The 19,379-nt window shown below is 42.3% G+C and carries 15 protein-coding genes; 9 read left to right on the top strand and 6 right to left on the bottom strand.

Going from position 1 to position 19,379, the window contains the following annotated elements; all coding sequences use genetic code 11:
- Window positions 1–5: 5 nt before the first annotated feature.
- Together Q8M62_RS16160 and Q8M62_RS16155 are read left to right on the top strand one after the other, a co-directional pair.
- The gene (locus tag Q8M62_RS16160) at window positions 6–281 is read left to right on the top strand and encodes a hypothetical protein (RefSeq protein ID WP_304902300.1); all 276 of its coding nucleotides are present in this window, start codon (window positions 6–8) and stop codon (window positions 279–281) included.
- Window positions 262–972, top strand: coding sequence for a hypothetical protein (locus tag Q8M62_RS16155; RefSeq protein ID WP_304902301.1), 711 nt, complete (start codon window positions 262–264; stop codon window positions 970–972). Before Q8M62_RS16160 ends, Q8M62_RS16155 begins: the two co-directional genes overlap by 20 nt.
- A 65-nt stretch (window positions 973–1,037) precedes the next feature.
- Here Q8M62_RS16155 and Q8M62_RS16150 read toward each other — a convergent pair whose 3' ends face one another.
- Window positions 1,038–1,949 (bottom strand): sugar phosphate isomerase/epimerase, encoded by a 912-nt coding sequence (locus Q8M62_RS16150; protein WP_305668225.1) that lies wholly within the window; start codon window positions 1,947–1,949, stop codon window positions 1,038–1,040.
- 106 nt (window positions 1,950–2,055) lie between these two features.
- Between Q8M62_RS16150 and Q8M62_RS16145 the strand changes: the two genes are divergently transcribed.
- Genes Q8M62_RS16145 through Q8M62_RS16130 form a run of 4 tightly spaced genes read left to right on the top strand, consistent with a single transcriptional unit; the run spans window position 2,056 to window position 8,303 of the window.
- Window positions 2,056–2,757: a hypothetical protein gene (locus tag Q8M62_RS16145; protein ID WP_304902527.1), complete on the top strand. Its 702-nt coding sequence runs from the start codon at window positions 2,056–2,058 to the stop codon at window positions 2,755–2,757.
- Window positions 2,758–2,765: 8 nt separating this feature from the next.
- Window positions 2,766–5,498: a carboxypeptidase-like regulatory domain-containing protein gene (locus tag Q8M62_RS16140; RefSeq protein ID WP_304902528.1), complete on the top strand. Its 2,733-nt coding sequence runs from the start codon at window positions 2,766–2,768 to the stop codon at window positions 5,496–5,498.
- A complete protein-coding gene (locus Q8M62_RS16135; RefSeq protein WP_304902529.1) occupies window positions 5,498–6,646 on the top strand; it encodes a DUF4249 domain-containing protein in 1,149 nt (382 codons plus the stop codon). The genes Q8M62_RS16140 and Q8M62_RS16135 overlap by 1 nt, the downstream gene beginning before the upstream one ends.
- On the top strand, window positions 6,639–8,303 hold the full coding sequence (locus Q8M62_RS16130; RefSeq protein WP_304902530.1) for a hypothetical protein: 1,665 nt from the start codon (window positions 6,639–6,641) through the stop codon (window positions 8,301–8,303). Before Q8M62_RS16135 ends, Q8M62_RS16130 begins: the two co-directional genes overlap by 8 nt.
- Window position 8,304: 1 nt before the next feature.
- Here Q8M62_RS16130 and Q8M62_RS16125 read toward each other — a convergent pair whose 3' ends face one another.
- The 5 genes from Q8M62_RS16125 to tilS all read right to left on the bottom strand — a co-directional run bounded on the left by Q8M62_RS16125 (window position 8,305) and on the right by tilS (window position 15,754).
- Window positions 8,305–9,960, bottom strand: coding sequence for a mechanosensitive ion channel family protein (locus Q8M62_RS16125; RefSeq protein ID WP_304902531.1), 1,656 nt, complete (start codon window positions 9,958–9,960; stop codon window positions 8,305–8,307).
- A gap of 66 nt (window positions 9,961–10,026) precedes the next feature.
- On the bottom strand, window positions 10,027–12,732 hold the full coding sequence (locus tag Q8M62_RS16120; RefSeq protein WP_304902532.1) for a hypothetical protein: 2,706 nt from the start codon (window positions 12,730–12,732) through the stop codon (window positions 10,027–10,029).
- 102 nt (window positions 12,733–12,834) lie between these two features.
- Entirely contained in the window at window positions 12,835–13,770 is a 936-nt protein-coding gene (gene mdh / locus Q8M62_RS16115; protein ID WP_304902533.1) for a malate dehydrogenase, read from the bottom strand.
- Between the two features lie 145 nt (window positions 13,771–13,915).
- Window positions 13,916–14,431, bottom strand: a complete 516-nt coding sequence (locus Q8M62_RS16110) for a Crp/Fnr family transcriptional regulator (RefSeq protein ID WP_304902534.1) — start codon at window positions 14,429–14,431, stop codon at window positions 13,916–13,918.
- A gap of 3 nt (window positions 14,432–14,434) precedes the next feature.
- Window positions 14,435–15,754 (bottom strand): tRNA lysidine(34) synthetase TilS, encoded by a 1,320-nt coding sequence (gene tilS, locus Q8M62_RS16105; protein WP_304902535.1) that lies wholly within the window; start codon window positions 15,752–15,754, stop codon window positions 14,435–14,437.
- 125 nt (window positions 15,755–15,879) lie between these two features.
- Between tilS and Q8M62_RS16100 the strand changes: the two genes are divergently transcribed.
- The 3 genes from Q8M62_RS16100 (at window position 15,880) to Q8M62_RS16090 (ending at window position 19,373) form a co-directional block, all read left to right on the top strand.
- The gene (locus Q8M62_RS16100; protein ID WP_304902536.1) at window positions 15,880–17,550 is read left to right on the top strand and encodes an OstA-like protein; all 1,671 of its coding nucleotides are present in this window, start codon (window positions 15,880–15,882) and stop codon (window positions 17,548–17,550) included.
- A 142-nt stretch (window positions 17,551–17,692) separates the two neighbouring features.
- Window positions 17,693–18,403 (top strand): T9SS type A sorting domain-containing protein, encoded by a 711-nt coding sequence (locus Q8M62_RS16095; protein WP_304902537.1) that lies wholly within the window; start codon window positions 17,693–17,695, stop codon window positions 18,401–18,403.
- 70 nt (window positions 18,404–18,473) lie between these two features.
- Complete coding sequence (locus Q8M62_RS16090; protein ID WP_304902538.1) at window positions 18,474–19,373, top strand: outer membrane protein assembly factor BamD; 900 nt, start codon at window positions 18,474–18,476, stop codon at window positions 19,371–19,373.
- Window positions 19,374–19,379: the final 6 nt, after the last annotated feature.

Genomic DNA, 19,379 nt, shown 5'->3' with positions numbered 1-19,379 from the left:
TTCCCATGGCAAAAAGTAATTCAAATAAGAAAAGAAAAGATTGGAGGGAGGTTTTTAATTCCAATGCTGGGGTCTTTGTTGTGGTCCTCACTATTTTTGGTTTCGGATTTGGTACTGGTCAATTGGTCGCAGATATTTTTCATAAAATTGAAATGAATGAATCAAATAAAAATCATAATGATAAATTGTATGAAAAGGTAAAAGAATTTGATGATTTGATTTTAGAGCTTAAAACTGAAAACCAATTACTTAAAGTAGAAAATGAAAAACTTAAAAAGTAATCTGGCGTCTAATATAGATCGAATTTTTGCGATAACGATAATTGTTTTATTGTCGATTTATTCTTTGGTTTTAACTTACTATACAGATACGTTGCAGAAGCAATTACACGAACGAGATATTTTAATCGAAAAGTTGGCAAAGAGAGATTCAATTTTAAATAAAGTATTTACTTTAAATATTGACTCCGTAACAAATTCGATTAGTTACAATTATATTGAAAGAGATGGGGAGGTTGTGAAATATGATGTTTTGGCGAAAGACTTGAAGCAGGCACGAAATGATTTAAATGAAAAATTAGAGCAATTATCAGAGGCACTTTATGTTTCAAATGATTTAGAGGAGGGATTAAAGGTGAGTGAGGGCAAATACGATACTTTGGTTTATGATTATAATAAACTAGTTGGTTTATATAACCAATTGGCAAATGACGCTTATTCAAATTCTAAGAAAGCAGATTCTGTAATTAATTTAATGAATCGTTCACTTGATTCGATGTCTGTCTATAAAGCATTCACGAAGCATCTCCAAGAAAATTATGGATTCAAATACACTTTAGATAATAATAAACGAACTATCCAAATCAAAAATCCATCGGTAGATTCAGCGATGATATTATTACCCTATTTCAGAAAGAGATTATCATATGATAACAACAAAAAGGTTTGGGTAATTGAAATTGATAAAGAATAAAAGTAAAACCTAAAGTGATTTAATCTCTTTAGGCTTACCCTCCTTAAATCGTCCTCTTTCCCAACTCAGAAGAACCGCTTCATCTTCTCCAAACCAGTCTTCACCACATACTCGGCGTCCATGGCGTAATAAGTCGGATTGAAGAGTTCCAATGAGAGGATAATGGGCTTGCCTTTGGACTTGAGGGTGTCAGCCAATTCCTTCATTGGTGCGCCGCCATCACCGGGAAAAACCCTATCCTTGTCTTGTTGCTCGGTTCTTGGGATTTCGATGGGGAAATCATTCATGTGAAAAATGTCTATCGCATGTCCATCAAGCATTTTCATTCCTTCAAATCCAGAACCTCCGCGAAATAGGTGATAGACATCGGCGAGGATCTTGGCGTCTTTGTCGTCCGCCGCCGCCGCCACAGCCATGGCCTGTCCCAAGTGGAAAAAGGAAGGAAAAGCTCCCCAAAACTCCAATTGCGGCATAACTCCGGTTTTCCGGCCCAGTTCCAGAAGCTTCTTATAGCGCTCACCGGCTTTCAGCAAATCCAATGGTGCTTCGGTACCTATCGCAGGAGCAGCTACCCGTGGGCAAGCCAATTCCGCCAAGACGCCCATTTCCTTTTCCATCTGGGTGAAACCAGTTCTGCTTTTTTCCTCATCCTGTGCCATCCACGTCGGGAATCCGATGCAGTCAAAAAATTCAATACCCGCATCAGATGCCAATTTTTTCAGCGAGGCCACGGACTTTCCGGTTTCCAAATACGCTTGAATCTCCATCATCCAGGGTTCGAAGCCATCATATCCTGCTCGTGCTGCGAGTTCGATGATTTGTGGTAAACTTAGCTTTTGCCCCCGGATCGTGCTGGTGTTTAAGGAGAATTTAAAAGAGCTTTCTTTCTTTTCAGCGGATTGTCCAAAGACAGGAGCAGCAGAAATAGCCAATGGGGAAAGTGCTAAGGTTTTTAACAGGTTTCTTCGGGTAGTCATGGAGGTTGAATTTTAGTAATTTTTGCCCTTTCAAAGTTACAGATAGCCGTTCATACTTATTCTGAATTAATCTAAACGGTTAGGATTTTCAATCGTATTTTACGGCATGCAAAAAATAATATTTTTTCTTTTCACCACGATATGTTTTGTGAGCAATGGAGTTGCTCAGGTGGTTGGGGGAGATTTGGCTTATCTTACGGAGTACAGGGAGCAGTTGCCCTATTTTCAGGAATTGATCACAGGAGGCCAATATGCCGAGGCCTCGAGACTCATTCAGGGAGACCCCTATTTTGCTTCCAGACAATTTGAAAAAGGAAGATTAAGCATCAATGGAATAGTCTATCCTGAAGTGCCTTTGCTTTACGACAGCTATTTAGATCAATTGGTGACATTTCATCCGATCTTCAATCAGAAAATCCTGATTAAGCCTGAGAAGATTGATGGATTTACCCTTTCAAACGGGTCAAGTTTTCGCTTTTTGTCCGGAAACTCAGGATACTCCCGAAATCAAAACGGAATCTATGAAATCTTGGGTGAGGGCAAGTTCAAAGCACTTGCAAAGCGCTATAAGACCACCAAAGCCCTTCGTGAAATGTCTCAATTCGACGCCCTTTTCGTAGAAAAGACTGATTTTTTTCTATGGAAAAACGGGGAATTTTTCCCGGTCAGTTCCAGGAACCAAGCAATTGAAATTATCGGGCTAAATCCAAAGGACACCAAAAAAGAACTTCGGGCTGAAGGCTTGAATTTTAAACAAAGTCCTGAAAAATTCCTTCGGTATTTAGTCACAAAATCCTCCGATCAGTAAGCTGCCCTATGAGACTTTTCACCAAAGTGTTAGTATTCTTGCTGTGTATAATTTCGACTTTTTCTTTTGCGCAGCAAGCTCCTGAAAGAATCTCCGGATTTTATCCCGGAGTCACTTTTGAGCGATTTATGGAAAAGGTGGAAGAAGAAACCAACTATCGATTTTTCTTTAAAAAAGCAGATATAGCGGGTCTGACAGTTAATCTGCAAGCCAATAACGATAAGTTGGAGGATGTACTCGGGCTGATTTTTTCACAATCAGACCTTAAATTTTCCATCTCGAAGGTAGGAGAAGTTTTCATCAGCAAGGGAGTAAAATTGTCGGTGGACTTTCCGGACACTTTTTTTAGCCAAACTTCAGGAAATCAATCCGGGGAATCGGCCGGATCAGAAGATGAATTTGTCAGAAATAGAAGGTACGTAATTGGAGTGCCAAGTGGCGGCAGTGCCACTGCAAAAATCCGCGGTCAGGTCTTAAGTCTTGAGAAAGGACAAGCCATCCAAGGTGCTGTAGTGTACGAGAAACTTAGCCAAACACAAACTATTACCGATCAGCAAGGACGCTATGAGCTGACTATACTGAAGGGCAATCAGACGATTTTGGTTCAAAATATTGGAGGCTATACCGAGCAGCGGCTGATCGATCTCCAAGGAGACGGTGAGCTGAATATGAGTATTGGAGAGGGTGTGTTTTCGCTTAGTGAAGTGATAGTCCGGTCAGGCGCTTTGACCAATGTCTCCCGCCCTGAGATGGGGGTTCAGTCTCTTACTGCCCAACAAATGAGAAAACTCCCCTCCGTGATGGGCGAAGTCGATATATTGAAAGGAATCCTTACCATGCCAGGAGTAAATACAGCGGGCGAAGCAAGCGTAGGCTTCAATGTGCGCGGAGGTGCCGCTGACCAAAATTTGATTTTGTATGATCAAAACACCCTATTCAATCCTTCTCATTTATTTGGATTTTTCTCCTCAGTCAACTCTGATATGGTGGAGGGTGTGGAATTATACAAGGCAGGAATTCCGGCGAGTTATGGAGGAAGATTATCATCCGTCCTGCAGGTCACTCCAAAGCTGGGAAGAACCGATAAAATCGGGGGATCAGGAGGGATCGGTCCCCTGACGAGTAGATTGAGTTTGGATGGACCAATTGGACAAAAGACCACCTTTATAGTAGGTGCTAGAATGACCTATTCAGATTGGTTGTTGGATTATTTGGAGGATCGAGCAGATCTAGGAGCGAGTAGGGCATTTTTTGCTGATTTCAATGGCACTATTCAGCATCAGGTCAATGAGAAAAATATTTTAAGGTTTACCGGATATTACAGTGAAGATGAGTTCCAGTTTGATCCCGATACGGTTTACAGCTATTCCAACCAAAATTTCGCACTGTCCTGGATACATTATTTCAATGACCGGGTGGAGGCAACCTTTTCGGTTGGACAAGATGCCTACGATTTTCAGGTTCAGGGAGAGGATAATCCATTGAATTCTTACCGGTACAATTTCGATATCCGTCAGCGTTTTCTCAAGGCCCAGTTTCGTCAGGAAAAAGGTGAACGCCACATTTTCACTTATGGGGTTCATTCCATTTGGTATGATTTGAATCCGGGGAAAATAGCTCCTTTTGGGTCAGAGAGTATTGTCATTCCTGATGATGTGCCTACCGAGAGGGCATTGGAGACTTCCCTCTTTTTTGGAGACGAATTTGAAGTCAATGAACAGCTTACAATCTCCGGAGGGTTGCGATACAATTTGTATGGATACTTTGGCCCGCAGACTTTGCCTATTTATGCATCTGGCGAGCCAAATTTGCCACAAAATATCATCGGTGAGCAAAACTACAGTTCCGGTGAACTGGTCAACACTTATCATGGCCCTGAGTTCCGTTTGTCAGGTCGGTATGCCTTGACCAATTGGTCATCCATCAAAGCGGGAGTGAATACCATGCGACAGAATATCCACCTGCTGAGTAATTCATCTGTGATCACGCCTACCGATACCTGGAAGTTGAGTGATGCGTTCATTGCTCCGCAAAGAGGAATTCAATACGCACTGGGCTATTTTCAGAATCTTAAAAACAATGCGGTCGAGTTTTCTGCGGAAGTTTATTATCGTACGATGGAGAACCTTTTGGACTATCGGTCCGGAGCATCGATTATCCTAAACGACCGCATCGAACAAGATGTCCTGGTTACCAAAGGTAAGGCCTATGGATTGGAACTCTTTCTTAAGAAATCCACAGGAAAACTGAACGGATCAGTCGCCTACACCTACAGTAGATCCCTCTTACAGACCGATCCACGCGAAGGGAAGGAGCAAATCAACCGGTCGGAATGGTATCCGAGTAATTTTGATCAGCCCCACAATGCCAACGTCGTGCTGAATTATGAACTGAGCCGAAGAGTAAATACAACCCTTGCCGGAAAATACAGTACTGGCCGCCCCGTCACGTTGCCCATTGCCAAGTTTGAGTATGGGGGGTCGGAACGCGTGTATTTCGGGGATCGTAATTCAGTCCGAATTCCGGATTATTTTCGAATGGATTTTTCAGTAAATCTGGAGGGAAACCACAAAGTCAAAAAGCTGGCGCACGCCTCCTGGTCATTCGGGGTATACAACATTTTGGGAAGGGACAATCCTTTTTCTGTGTATTATATTCCGGAAGGAGGAAAATTGCAGGGGTATAAGCTTTCGATATTCGCAGAGCCTATTCCATTCATCACTTATAATTTCAGATTCTGATGCGAGCGAATATCCTAGGTCTTCTTGCTTTGATTTTTGGGCTTTTTGCCTGTAGGGAACCTTTTGATCCTGAAATTCCCCAACAGCTCACTTCGGTATTGGTAGTGGAGGGATACCTCGATACAGAAGGGCTGGAGAGCGAACTTCGGATCAGCAGAACTGTTCCGATAGACGCTAAGACGACTTTTGCGCCGGAGATTGGAGCGAGTGTGAACTTATACTCCGAAAGCGGTGCGGCTTTTTCACTGGCTGAAAAAGTACCGGGCGTTTATGTCTTCGCCCGTGACCTTCCTGAAAATGCCAACTATCGACTGGAAATCGTCCTGCGAGGCGGAGAGCGTTTTGAATCTACTCTGATCCGACCCATCATCACGCCTGATATTATCGATGCCGGTTTTGTAAGAGACCAAGAAGGAGTGGAGGTCTATGTCAATACCCAAGGGAATGAGGCTGCTGATGATTTCCTTTGGACGTATGAAGAGACCTGGATTTTCCGACCTCGAATCAGAACGAACTACATCTATGATCCGGCCACCAGAAATGTCAGAGACAGAACTCAGGCTGAACAGATTTCGCTTTGCTTTAAAAGCGAGCAAAACCCCGATATTTTGTTGGAGACAAGTTCAAGATTTCAAAATCAGGTGGTTTTCAGAAAAACTATTGCCGAAATACCGGTTGGAGATGAGCGAATTCAGGAGCGATACAGTATTCTGATTTCCCAAAAGGCAATCGATGCAAATGCAGTAAAATTTTGGGAAACCCTAAAAAGAAATACCGAGGATATCGGGTCAATCTTCAGTCCCTTACCTTCACAGATTTCTGGAAATATCAAAGCTGTCGGCAACTCCAATATCCTTGTGCTCGGTCAAATCAGCATGGGGGTGATCAAGCAGCGTAGAATTTACATCAACCTCAGTGATGTTTCCCCATGGGGTTATACCAACCCTATTTTCAGTGGTTGTATAGTTGCGGAAGAGCCTGTCCGATTTCCAGCGTATCAGTCAGCTTTTGCCGCCGGAGTGGTAGTCCCTGCCCGCGAATTGATGGAGGGCACCACCATAGTAGGGTATTATCCAACAGAAAGAAAATGTGCCGATTGCACCCTGTACGCTTCCCGAACAGTACCTGATTTTTGGAAAAATGATTAGACGACCAAGAGAAATAGCATTGATCGGATATTTTGATTCGATTTTCAGGAAGCGATTCTTTTCCTTATTTGGGATGATTGTCTTGCTACTGATCACGTTCTCCTCAGGTAAAGCACAAGGAGTCAATAGACCAAAAGAAAATGTATCCTTTCAAATTCCCAAAACGCTCTTTTTGGTTGGGGAAAAAATCTGGTTGGAAGCTGAGGTAAAAGGAGATCAAAAGCCAAGCCCCTCAAAAGTCCTTTATGTGGAGTTGGTGGATCGCTTTTCAAATTCGGTAGCTTACGCCAAAATCCCGTTGGAGGAGGGCAAGGCCTTGAATTATTTACTGCTTTCGACAGCCATTCCTTCTGACCACTATTTACTCAGAGTCTACACGAGGATCAGCCCATATCTTGATTTGGAAATTGGGATTGCTCAGCAATTCGTTACAGTAATCAATCCAAAAATTCCCCCCAAAACGGCTGGGACAAATGAATTAATTCCAAAAAGATCAGGAGGAACATCGTCAGATTTAATACAGTTGAGTGAAGCAAACCCCAAAGTAGGCTCCACATTTCTGCTTTCGTTTGACAATTCTGCAGAGATTATTTCCTCGGGGGTTTCCATTTCCAACTCGTATTTGGAAGAAGAGCAGCGTCAAATTAATTCCAGAGAGGCCTATGTTGAAATTGAACAAAGGCCACTTTTACCTGAGCTTTTTGGACACATTGTGGAATCAAGAGTCCCTCAGGCTGATACGAGTTTGACCTATTTTCTCTCACTCCATGGAAAGCAAAGTGCACTGTACACTGACCGTGCCGATGTAAAGGGACAGATTCTATTTGATGCAGGAGGCCTTTCACACTGGGACAGACTCGTTATCCAGCTGGAAGATGGTGCTGAAATGGAAGGTCTCGAAATCATTTCTCCTGTGGTTAAAACGAAATTCCGTCAGGATTTTAATTTTCCAGTTCTCTCGATTCCAAAAACCGAGTTAACTTTTCTTTCGCAACTCCAAAAAGCAGCAGCTGTTGAATCCTATTTTGTGGAGAAATATGACAGTGATTCACTGGAGGTTGTTACAGGATTTGTTGCCGATTACACGTTTTCTTTAGATGATTACACACGATTTGAAACCGTCGAGACTGTCTTTCGGGAATATGTTCCAAGTGTTTCTGTCCGGATTCGCGATAAGAAGAAGGAATTTCGACTTTTGAATGAAGCAGTGAAAAATGTTTTCGATGCCAATCCATTAATCCTTATCGATGCAATGCCGGTCTTTGATTCGGATTTGCTCTCCGGCTTCAATCCCAAATTTCTAAGCAAACTGGAAGTCCTCAATCGGGAATTCTATCTCAATGACCGGGCCTATCCGGGAGTGCTAAGCTTTAGTAGCTTTGGAAATAATTTTGGACTTTACCCACTGACTCCAAGCGCTCGTTTTTTTGATTATTTCGGTCTTCAGCCAAAAATCGAGCTTGATAAATCACAGTTCACAAAACCCGGGGATGGCGGTAAATTTCCCGATTTCAGGACCGTATTGTTTTGGGGAAAAGCAAAGGGCGAAAGTATCCAGACATCCGAATTAAGCGGGGACTTTTTGGTTTGGGTTAGGTATTTGGATTCAAGTGGGGAAGTCCGGATAGCAAGGAGAAAATTCTCAACCAACCCTTAGATTATTTGGGTTTCTTCGTCAACTCATTCGTTACAAACTGATTTAACCGAGCCTTGTATTCATCCTGACCGGGATAGGATGGAGCAAGCCCACTCTTTTCGGGGAACGATTCCATGTGAAGGGTTTGGGTAGGGAAAGCAAAGCGAACCCCCAATGTATTGGCAAGTTTGACAATCTGAATTAGAATTTCGTGTCTTGCCTTGAGTTCTTCAGGCCATGTCGGTACCTCAAAGAAAATGTAAAACATTACATCCTGACTGTAGGCCGAGAGATTGTTGAAGAAGATGTTGAAGTAATCCTTGCGGGTCATTGGATGAGCCAATACGATTTCATGAAGTCCATTGACAAACTCCTCGATCAGCTCCGGAGGAGTGTCATACGTGATGGTTAGTGTGGTAAAAAATCTGCGGTATTGCCGGAGACCATGATTGTCCACGACAGCATCGGCGATTTTCCCATTAGGCACATACATTACCGAATTTCTGAATGTACGAATACGCGTAGATCGAAATCCGACTTCCTCGACAGTTCCGTCAATTTCCCCTGAGGTCACCCAATCTCCTACCTGAAAGGGTTTGTCAATGAAGATCATGATAGAGCCAAAAAAGTTTTTGATAGTATCCTGAGCGGCTAAAGCGATGGCGACACCTCCAATAGAAATTCCGGTAAGAAATGGGAGAATATCAAGGTTGAGCCCGTCCCGCAGGATGAATAAGGTTCCAACCAAAATAACCAAAGCTTTTAGTGTCTTACGAATCAGCGGGACTAATTGGTCATCGAGTGTGGATTCGGTTTTGGCTGCCAAACTTGCAAAATATGCCGCAATGACATCGACGATTTTATAGAAAATCACCGTGATCAAAAACGGCTTCAGGGTGTCAAATACGGGGATAATCCAGGCATAGATTTCCACTGGCAATTGCAATATCCGGATCAGCAATGACAGCAGCAGTACGATGAGGTAAAAGCTGGTGATTTTGGCAACGGGAAGCAGGTAATTCTCACCGATGTATCCGTATCCCAATCGGTCCAGGAAATAGATCAGCCCTTTGTCAACCAGAAAAGTGAAAATCAAGTGGGCAAGAAAGGTGAGGAAAATCAAAAAAGTAATCCCGACCAATTGCCAAAGTTGAAGTCCCAGATATTCATCGGTCCCAATCTTGGGAAGAATATTCAATAGTTTATCGCTCCCGTAAGGATAGGTTTCCTTATGAAGTTTTTGAATTTGGCTGACTGAGAAGGATGAGAATTTCCATTGACTTCCCTTTTTTTCAAGAAAGATCCCGGGCAGTTTTGTTCGGTCAAAATAGAATTTATGTTCTCCGTTTGCAGTAGAATCTACAAAGTTGGCATCGTTTGGGACTTCACTTGTTCGGATGACCAGGCCTTTACCTTCAAAGATCTGTTGCAGCTTGATGGCGAGTTCCTCAGGGTCACTGTCATTGCCTTGCAGATCCAATGTCCTTGCTGCGCGCTTTGGAAAAAAATGATTTTTGTCGAGGTTGTAGAAAAAAGTTAGAGTGGTGTGATAAGGAGAACCTAGGTTGATCCCTTCTTCGATTTGAAGTTCTGTTTTGCTGTCAGTTATGAGTTGTGAAAACGCAGAAGAATGAAGGGCGAAAAGAAAAAGCGAAAGCAGGAAAAACTTTTTGGACATCAGCTATAGTGTTGATTTCAGGACTGCAAGTTACTTAATCCTGAAGGGCCACCCAAGTTTCCATCCTCAATCAGGCATGAGGTACTCCATCATACGGCGTCCACTGACTGTCCGGATGGCATATTGATTTCGGGTAGGTTGATGACTGATTTGAATCGCTCCCTCACTCTCCAGAGGAGTGGTGGTCAGCATTGTTCCCTGGAGATTATATAAGTAACCAAATCCCTGTTCAGAATCAGAAACTGCGATTATTTTCCTATCTGAGCCAAAATCAAAATAGCCAAACCCTACCTTTTCACCTGAAATTGGCAGTGTAAACAATACTTTTTCCTGTTCATTCAGGATTAGCGTTTTTGAATATTGCCTTGATAAAATAATCTCGGAATGTCCCGATTGATCCGCCAATAAGACAAAGCGATTATCCTTGTCGGCTTTGACGAGTTGCGTTCTGTAAGTGATCTCTCCTCCGAAGCTGGCATGGATCAATTCTCCCGTTTGCGATATGGCTGAGATTTTCAAGGTATTCCCTCCAATTCCTGTGGTGATATTGATCGGGGACACAAATTCTTTTCCGAGCACGAGAGGGGAGCCAGCCTGGTTTTCGCCTCTTCGATTGAAGAAGTGAACTTTTCCGCCTTCGGTCTGTGAGACCATGAAGTCTCCTTTACCGGGTACACGGATATGTCGTGGCGCCAAGACTGGTTTCTTTCCCAATTTCAAGGGGTTCCAACCTTCCAAATCCTTTCCGGTTCGGTCTAAAAGCCAGAGATTTCCTGATTCTGTCGCTAAGAAGTAACGGTAATCACGGGAATTGTCATAGTCAGCAAGGCTTAGATACGTTATTTTTTCATTTCCAAGGTACAATGGGAAGCCCGGAAGTGAATTTCCCAACCGATCGATCGCATAAAGTTTGTCAGAAGTGGCTACAAGCAATTGAAGCTTTCCGTTTTTCAAAAAATCAATCTGAAATGCATCCGAAACTATTGGGCCTGTCAGTTGCTGGGAATAAACAATTTCTCCACCAGAATTAACCAAATACAAAATATGATTGGCATCCTGCAAGACTAAATCTTCAGTCTTATCATTGAAATTAAGGATGCCTTTAGGGCCGTAAATTATTTTTTCGGGAAGGGTTATAGTTCTGGATGGAACTAAGCTTAATCCAGTTGTTTCTTTTACTGGAACCAAGTTTGCTGTCTGATAGGGGATGCTCAAAGTTGCCTCTGGTTTCCCTCCGATTTGATTGATCCTAAAACTTAGGTAAGGGAATGTTTTAAATACGGAAGCATAAATTTGAAGAAAAGGACTCCAGGCAGGATTGCTTTTGACTTCCCATTTTTTCCAAATTTTATCCAAAATGAAAGTTTTGGAGTATCCCGCAGCCGGATTTATTGCCCGATTTCCCGGAGCCGATTCTGGGACTTTTGCCCAGGTGTTTCCCGAAGCCAAATCATCCAATATGAGTTTCATTCCAGCCGATGAATTGGTCATTACCAGGATTTCGCCAATCAGACTGATATGTGTCTGAGGAAATCCCGGAAATTTTCCATTGAATAAATGGGCGGGAAACTCTTCCTCAGGGAAAAACAGAATTTCCGAATCACGATAGAAGTCAGATTGATCCTGATCTGTTCCATTTCTGAATTCTTTGAGAAAGGCAAAGGTCTGTGCCGGGTCTAGTGCTTTCGCCAAGATTACCAAATTATCATTCTGATTTCCCAAACTTTCTAATTGAAGGAAATAGAATTCTCCCGAAAAATTATCCAAAAATCCCCGGTCAGTAAGACGGTTTTGGATTTCCCCGCTGATAGTTGACTTAGGTGAAAATGCGGCATTCTGAAGTTTTTGAGACTCAAAAATCCCATCCAGATTGATCTGAGTAAGTGCCTGAGTTCTGTTGGAGATCAGTTTTTGGAGGTCAGGGAAATTTGCCCTTACCGAGGGAGTGAAATTGATTTCTGCTCCTAGTAGTGCGGGTCCTTTGAAGGTAAGTAGACCGTCTTCAAATGTCAGGTTCAAAGCAAAAATTGATTCATTTAAGGCAAGTTCCTTGACAGTTGAATTTCCCCTTTCTGTCCCGATACCTTCCAGAAATTTCGAAACTCCCTTAGCCGAGAAGATCAATCTTCCCAATCCCGATCCTTTCTTGAGCTCGTCTCCTAATTTTGAGGCTAGAGAATTTTGGTCAGAACTAATGTAAAGTCTTATCGCTTCCTCAACGATGAAGGAGGAGGCAGAAGCAAGTATGACATTGCCCAAGATCGTTACAGTCCATTTTCTGGAGTTTCCTGTTCCAAAAAATTCGAAAACTTCCTGATCACTGTATTTTCTGTTTTGTATGCGAATGTTTTTTGGAAGGCGACTTTTTATTTCTTCCAGAAAATTCAGTGGGGAGTTTGCCCCGAAGTTTATGGAGTATAAAAGTTCAAAGCTGTCTATACCGATGGAATGGTAGCTGATGGTGACTTGCTTTCCACGAAGGGTCTTGGAAACCTGTCCATTTGCCCCAGTGAGACTATCCAAACTGACCAATTGATTGGCTGTTTTAGAAAAGGCTGGCAATTGAGAAAGAATTTGCCAAACCGGCTGATTGACCAATTCATTCCATGTTTGGTCGGCTTGGTAGGTCTCAAAAACAAAAATCGCATCGGGCTGGATGAGTTCCAGGCTATTGATTTTGCCGGAATAAAAGTAATTTTCATACAGCCAGTATCCGCCCAGTGAGAAAAGGGTTATTCCAATCAGAACCAAAAGACTCTTCCAGATTTTCACTTAGCTGATGTAGGTAATTTGAAATCCATTATACAAAAAATAGACCTAAGAAGCCCCGCTTTAGACGGAGAATCTTAGGTCCTATCAAAGCATCAGGCCGAATTACTTAGCCAGTTTATCCAAAACATTCATTACTTCCTTCACATGACCACGGGAAGTTTCAAGCAGGGCCTTTTCTTCGGCGTTGAGATCAAGCTCAAGTACTTTTTCAACTCCATTTTTTCCCAAAATAACCGGTACGCCCAGGTAGCAATCGTCAATGCCGTACTCGCCATCCAGCTTGATGCAGACAGGGAATACTCTTCGCTGATTCTTCAATATGGCTTCCACCATTTGAGCGGCAGCCGACCCAGGAGCATACCAAGCTGAAGTGCCCATCAGTTTTACCAATTCCCCACCGCCAAATTTGGTTCGTTCGATGATTGCATCCAATTTGTCTTTGGATATCAATTCAGTCACAGGGATGCCTGCTACTGTTGTATAGCGCGGCAGCGGAACCATGGTATCACCATGTCCACCCATTAGAATCGCCTGAATTTCTTTTCCGGATACATTAAGCTCTTCAGCTAGGAAAGCTCTGTATCGGGCGGTGTCAAGGATGCCGGCCATTCCGATTACTTTGTTTCTGTTGAATCCGGAGGTAAGGTGAGCCTGATAAGTCATGACGTCCAATGGATTGGAAACCACGATGATGATCGCATTTGGGGAATGCTTTACCACATTTTCAGTCACAGACTTGACGATACCCGCATTGGTTTCGATTAAGTCGTCACGGGTCATTCCCGGCTTACGTGGGAGGCCTGAGGTGATCACTACTACATCAGAATTTGCAGTCCTGCTGTAGTCATTTGTGCTGCCTACAGTGCGGCTGTCATACTGATTGATCGGAGCTTTTTGCCAGATGTCAAGGGCTTTGCCTTCAGCAATTCCCTCTTTGATGTCGATTAAAACAATTTCTTCGGCTACTTCGCGATAAGCTAAAACATCGGCACAGGTTGCACCTACGTTACCTGCACCTACTACGGTTACTTTGCTCATGTTTTTATTGATTTTTATTTATGATTACTGGCTTTGAAAGCGCCGCTAAGATATTAAACAACCGCTAGGAATCGAAACTAGCTTCGGAATACTTTGGTCAGGGCTTGGGATTTTTGATAAATGAAAAGCTAAGCGGATGAACTGCTTATTCAAACATTTGCCGAAGGCTGAAAAAGCCAAAAGATTCCCGATAGGATCGGAAAAGGCGTTGGTTATTTCCATTGTAATATTCTGCCAGCGAGGTCATCATTTTTGCTTTGATCTTTGGGTTGCTGTCAAAAATCTCCTGAATTGCAAAATGCGGAATGACAATGAGTTCCGCCTCTTCAGAGTCGATCAGGGCTGTATAGGTTCGTTTCGCATTTTCCAAAAGTGAATTTTCGCCAAAACATCCCCCATGTGTGACTTCCATGATCATTTCGAAATTGTCTTTAATATCAATGGTCAGGTTGACTTTGCCACTTTTGACTAGATACAGTGCCTGACTGGGATCTTTACTGAAAAAAACCACCTCATTACACACATATTTACGATGGTGCATGGCGGGCAGAAATCGCATCAGTTCTTTTTGCCTAAGTCGTTCAAAAAATTTGATCCGCTGCAAAAAATCAAACATCATCAATTCTTCCCCGTCGTAAGTTTTGGAAAATGGATTTATCATGGATCAGTATTTTTTAAAATAGAGAATGCGTTGAGTCGCAGGGGTAACCTTGCCCCAATCGGCAATCCTCAGTCCGATTACCCAAGCAATTTCCCCAGCTGAAAGTAAAACTTTTATGCTTTTTTTCTTTGCAAGAGGCACTTTAATATCAATTAAAAAGTCAGAGATTTTTTTTGAGGAATTCATCCCTAGCGGGATAAATTTATCTCCTTCTTGCCAATCTCTAACTTCAAGCGGAAAATCCAACCTTGAAAAATCAAGTTGGGCGTTGACGGGCGATTTATCCAGTTGACAGGGGTAGTCTTCTCGGATTAATTTATATTTCCCATCAGGAAGTACTAGTTCCGGCGTGTTTTCAGCAATAAAGATCGGATCGAAATTCTTTTGATTCTGTGCCAGAACCAGCTCCTCACGATCAAAGTAAAGCACATAACCCGAGCCTTCAAATATCAATCCCGTCTTGGGCTGATCCAAAGCTTCTGTGATGGCATGAGCCTGATCCGAATTGAAACCGAAAGGGCGAAGCCAAAAATAGAGTAGCGTGGAGGCTCCGGGCTGATTTTGGATTGCTGCAAAGGGAAGGGATTGGTAAGGATGATCTTCCTTAATGTTGGTTTTTTTCCAGGTTTCAAAAAGCCCGCCAAAAGCCCTACCGGTATCTTTTAGCCGTTGGAAGCTGGTCAATAGATTTTTCCGTGCATCAGGCTCGAGTTCATATATCGCAGGTAGACCATTGATTCTTAGGTTATTTCGCTTGTAATCTGATTTTTCGTTTGAGCTATCTTCTCTCCAGGTAAGTTGATTTTCTTCCATGTAATTTTGGATTTCGGCTCTAGAAAAATTTAATAGCGGACGGATCAGCCAACCTTTTCGCTCCGCCATTCCGTAGACACCTTCTATTCCGGTTCCTCTTAGCAAGTTGAGAAAAACCGTTTCCAACTGATCATCTTCGTGATGCGCAAGGATTATCCCATCGAGCTTTTGCGCAGCTCTGATTTCTTCAAAAAATGCATAGCGGATTTCCCTTGCAGCCATTTGGATGGAGATTCCACCTTGCTTTGCAAATTTCTCAGTGTCTGCAAGTTTTGGATGAAAAGTGTGACGATTGCTCTTTGCCCAATTTTGGACGAATAATTGGTCTTCCTCACTCGCTTTTCCGCGAAGTTGAAAATTGACATGTGCCACCTCGAAATTGATTCCCGACCGAAGTAAAAGGTCGCCTAAACACATGCTATCCATTCCTCCGCTGCAGGCTAGCAGATAGTTGGAAGTGGGAGTAATCAGCGCACGGGTTTTAATGTGGGATTGAAAAGCTTCAAGCATTGATCAAAAATAGTTTTTTCTTTGGGAAAAATGGAAAGGTTCATCGCTTCAATATGTGTGCTTGTGGTCTATTTCGATGTAGTTTTACAAGTGTTTCTTCTATTTTTGTCACCTAGTATTCACTTATGAACATTCAATACTTTCTCGCATCTGTTTTTTGTCTACTGTTTTTTTCGATCTCAGAGGAGAGTTTTAGTCAGCAAGCTTCCACTCTTGAAATCAATAGGGCTGACATACTGAGGGGTGCAAATGGGTTTGAACGATTATTGGGGAATGTCGAAATGAAGCATCAGAAGTCCCTGATTTATTGTGACTCAGCCCATTTTTTCAGAGCGGAAAACAGAGCACAGCTTTTTGGAAGAGTTCGGATCAAAGATATCGAAGACCCTATCACCACGACCAGTGCCTATGCGGAATACGACGGCAATACCAAAGTCGCCAAGCTCCGGAGAAACGTGGTTTTCACCAATCAACAAACGACACTCTACACCGATTACTTGGATTACAACCGAGAAACTAATATAGCCACGTATTTCAATGAGGGAAAAGTAGTGGATTCTACAAATGTCCTTACCAGCGAACGGGGGATTTATGAGGTGAATTTGGAACGTATCACTTTCCGCCAAAATGTAGTCTTGGTAAATCCGGATTACACCATGAAGACCAATAATTTGATTTACCTGACGATTCCAAAAACTTCAGAAACTAAAGGATTGACCAATATTGTATCCAAAGAAGGCTATAAGCTTGATGCCCAGAAAGGAAGCTTCTATGATACCCAACAGAAGCAATTTCGGTTTTTTGATGGGATAGTGGAGACGGAAGAAAGTCGAGTGAAGGCACAGGAGTTGTTTTATGATGAGGCAAAAGCATATTACGAAGGCAAAGATGACGTTCGTGTTTTGAACAAGGAACGCCAAGTTGAAGTCTATGGTGACAGGGGGAAATATTGGGAAAACCGTAAGTATAGCGTAGTACACGGCAATGCATTGGTTCGAAAGTACTTTGAAAAGGACACCCTGTTTATGACTGCAGACACCTTAATATCCCAGGACAGTGAGGCAGATACGGCAAAATATTTATTGGCTTTCAAATCCATCAAACTTACAAAAACAGATCTCGCGGGAATTGCTGATTCGCTGGTGTACAATTATTCCGATTCCTCGATCAGGTTATTTCAAGACCCGGTGATGTGGAACCATAAAAGTCAAATCTCAGCAGACTCTATGGTATTTTTTATTGCAAATGAAGAGCTTGACCGCGTTTTCATGAAGGATAAAGCTTTCGCCATCATGTCAGACACATTGCTGAACTTCAATCAAATGAAAGGAAGGGAAATGACCGGGTATTTCAAAGAAGGGCAGATGGAGCGGCTGCTAATTGATGGGAATGGGGAATCCCTGTATTTTGCATTAGAGGCAGACACCCTTACACAGGGGATTAACAGGATTTTGAGTGCCAATATAAAATTGACTTTTAATGATGGGGCAATTCAAAAGGCCAATTTTGGAATCAGGCCCGACGGGAAATTTACACCTGTCCAAAAAATCGATGAAAAGGTCTCCAAATTGGAAGGCTTTAACTGGAGAATAGCAGAAAAACCGGATCGAACGACCATTGATGCGTGGAGAAAACCTGAAGAAATCGATCTCGGGGCTGAAAATTTATTCAATGTTCCGGATGTAAAATTAGAAATGCCTACGGACCGTCAAATACAGGAAAAACTTGGGAAATCGAATTTAGCACCAATTAAAAAGCCGTTGAACCCAGCGATCATGAAAGATAATTTTCTTTGAGTTTTACGTTGTCTTTTTTTTTCCAAAAGCTTAACAACAATTAACCCATATTTTTATTGTGTTACTAATCAAAAAAGTATTTTTGTACGTATATTAAGTTCATAGAAACCCTTTTAGAGCACTCATTTGATTAAAGTTTTACATGAAGTCCTTGTTCAGATTTTTAACATGCTTGCTGGTGTTGGTTCCCGTTTTGGCGGGAGCGCAACAGGTTCGTGTGTTGAGTGAGGTGCTGGATTTTTCTGGAGACATTGGTTCTTCTCAACGTAAAACTGTCATAATCCAGAACGAATCAAATCAGACTAAAACCTATTTTCTAAAAAATGTTAGAGGTAGTGTTGGGTCCTCCCAGAGAGTAAAAGTTTGTCTCAGTGACCAATGTTTTGATCCTAAAAAGGACTTGACAAAGATTTCTTTAAAGCTACAGCCGGGAGAGGTTTTTACAGACCTCTATTTGGAATTTGAAATGGGCATTACAGAAACTCGAGGAAGTTTTGACTTATTTTTTGTTAACTCAGAAAATATTCGAGAAAATTTCGTCGTTGAGGCTAGGTATGAAGTAGCCACTGGTTCAAGTACTGATTTCACCCATAAAGACATCAAACTGAGTGAGATTTTCCCAAATCCAAGCAATAGAATTGCACAGTTGGATTATGAATTGGTTAATCCAAAAGCGAAAGCGAAGATTTCAATCAACAGTTTCATCGGTAATCCTATCGCCGAATTTGAATTGGATCCTGAGCGCAATTCCTTAGTGATCAATGTAACGGACTTTCAGCCCGGTGTGTACTTCTATACACTCTTCGTAGACAACAAAAACGTAGTGACTAAGAAACTACAAGTCAAGAAGTAACAATCCTTGAATAATTCAGGCATTTGAATACGAACAATTTACCCGTATATTTGCGGTCTTGAAAATGAGCATGCAGCTAAAATCCCTTCTATTTCTTTCAGTTCTATTTCTAATCGCCTCCTGTGGGCCATTTGCCAAGTTGGAAAAAAGCACCAATTGGGAAGAGTTATATAACGGGGCCAATAAGTACTACCAGGAAGGAGAATATTCAAAGGCGATTATCCTCTATGAAAAGGTTTTGCCTGTGATTAAGGGGTCTGAGAAGGCCGAAATGGCCGAATATAATTATGCCAACTGCCATTTTAAGATCAAGCGGTATATCGAATCAGCGGGTTACTTCAATTCTTTCTATAGAACCTACAACAGAAGTCCGTTGGCTGAGGAAGCCCTTTTTATGCATGCTTATTCCCTCTACTTGGATGCTCCTGATTTCAATCTGGATCAACAAAGCAGTCGGGAAGCAGTAGCGGCAATACAGCAATTTGTTACCCGATTTCCTGAATCTGCAAGTTATGAGCGGGCAATGGACATGCTGATTGATTTGGAAGGTAGATTTGAGGACAAAGCATTCAGTGAGGCGCAGATGTACTACAGGCTGAAGGATGGGCTTTTCCCGGGTGACTTTTACCGAGCCTGCATTGTTAATTTTCAGAATTTTGCAAAAGATTATCCTGAAAGTAAGCGCAATGAGGAGTTGGGGTACAAGCTGGTCGAGGTTGGATTTGGTTATGCTAAAAACTCCGCTTTCGATAAAAAAGAAGAGCGTTTGAATGATGCAATTCGATTTGCCAGCAACTTTTACAGAAAATACCCAAGCAGTGCTTACCTTGGTAAGGTTAAGGGATTTGAGGCTGATACACGAAAAGAACTCGACGCGCATCTGAAGCTCAAAAAAGAATACGCTGAAAGAACGGCAGCTGCCGAAGCCAAAGCTTTGTCTGAGGCTAAGGCAAATGAAGACGATAATTAATACAGA

This window comes from Algoriphagus sp., assembly GCF_030694375.1.
GTDB lineage: Bacteria > Bacteroidota > Bacteroidia > Cytophagales > Cyclobacteriaceae > Algoriphagus.
The sequence above is the reverse complement of the archived record's forward strand: the minus strand, read 5'-3'. Positions and strand labels throughout refer to the sequence as shown.

Bases quoted from the DNA above. Each gene is read 5' to 3' on its own strand.
- Q8M62_RS16160 (WP_304902300.1), top strand. From the start codon at position 6: ATGGCAAAAAGTAATTCAAATAAGAAAAGAAAAGATTGGAGGGAGGTT.
- Q8M62_RS16155 (WP_304902301.1), top strand. From the start codon at position 262: ATGAAAAACTTAAAAAGTAATCTGGCGTCTAATATAGATCGAATTTTT.
- Q8M62_RS16150 (WP_305668225.1), bottom strand. From the start codon at position 1,949: ATGACTACCCGAAGAAACCTGTTAAAAACCTTAGCACTTTCCCCATTG.
- Q8M62_RS16145 (WP_304902527.1), top strand. From the start codon at position 2,056: ATGCAAAAAATAATATTTTTTCTTTTCACCACGATATGTTTTGTGAGC.
- Q8M62_RS16140 (WP_304902528.1), top strand. From the start codon at position 2,766: ATGAGACTTTTCACCAAAGTGTTAGTATTCTTGCTGTGTATAATTTCG.
- Q8M62_RS16135 (WP_304902529.1), top strand. From the start codon at position 5,498: ATGCGAGCGAATATCCTAGGTCTTCTTGCTTTGATTTTTGGGCTTTTT.
- Q8M62_RS16130 (WP_304902530.1), top strand. From the start codon at position 6,639: ATGATTAGACGACCAAGAGAAATAGCATTGATCGGATATTTTGATTCG.
- Q8M62_RS16125 (WP_304902531.1), bottom strand. From the start codon at position 9,960: ATGTCCAAAAAGTTTTTCCTGCTTTCGCTTTTTCTTTTCGCCCTTCAT.
- mdh (WP_304902533.1), bottom strand. From the start codon at position 13,770: ATGAGCAAAGTAACCGTAGTAGGTGCAGGTAACGTAGGTGCAACCTGT.
- Q8M62_RS16110 (WP_304902534.1), bottom strand. From the start codon at position 14,431: ATGATAAATCCATTTTCCAAAACTTACGACGGGGAAGAATTGATGATG.
- tilS (WP_304902535.1), bottom strand. From the start codon at position 15,754: ATGCTTGAAGCTTTTCAATCCCACATTAAAACCCGTGCGCTGATTACT.
- Q8M62_RS16100 (WP_304902536.1), top strand. From the start codon at position 15,880: ATGAACATTCAATACTTTCTCGCATCTGTTTTTTGTCTACTGTTTTTT.
- Q8M62_RS16095 (WP_304902537.1), top strand. From the start codon at position 17,693: ATGAAGTCCTTGTTCAGATTTTTAACATGCTTGCTGGTGTTGGTTCCC.
- Q8M62_RS16090 (WP_304902538.1), top strand. From the start codon at position 18,474: ATGCAGCTAAAATCCCTTCTATTTCTTTCAGTTCTATTTCTAATCGCC.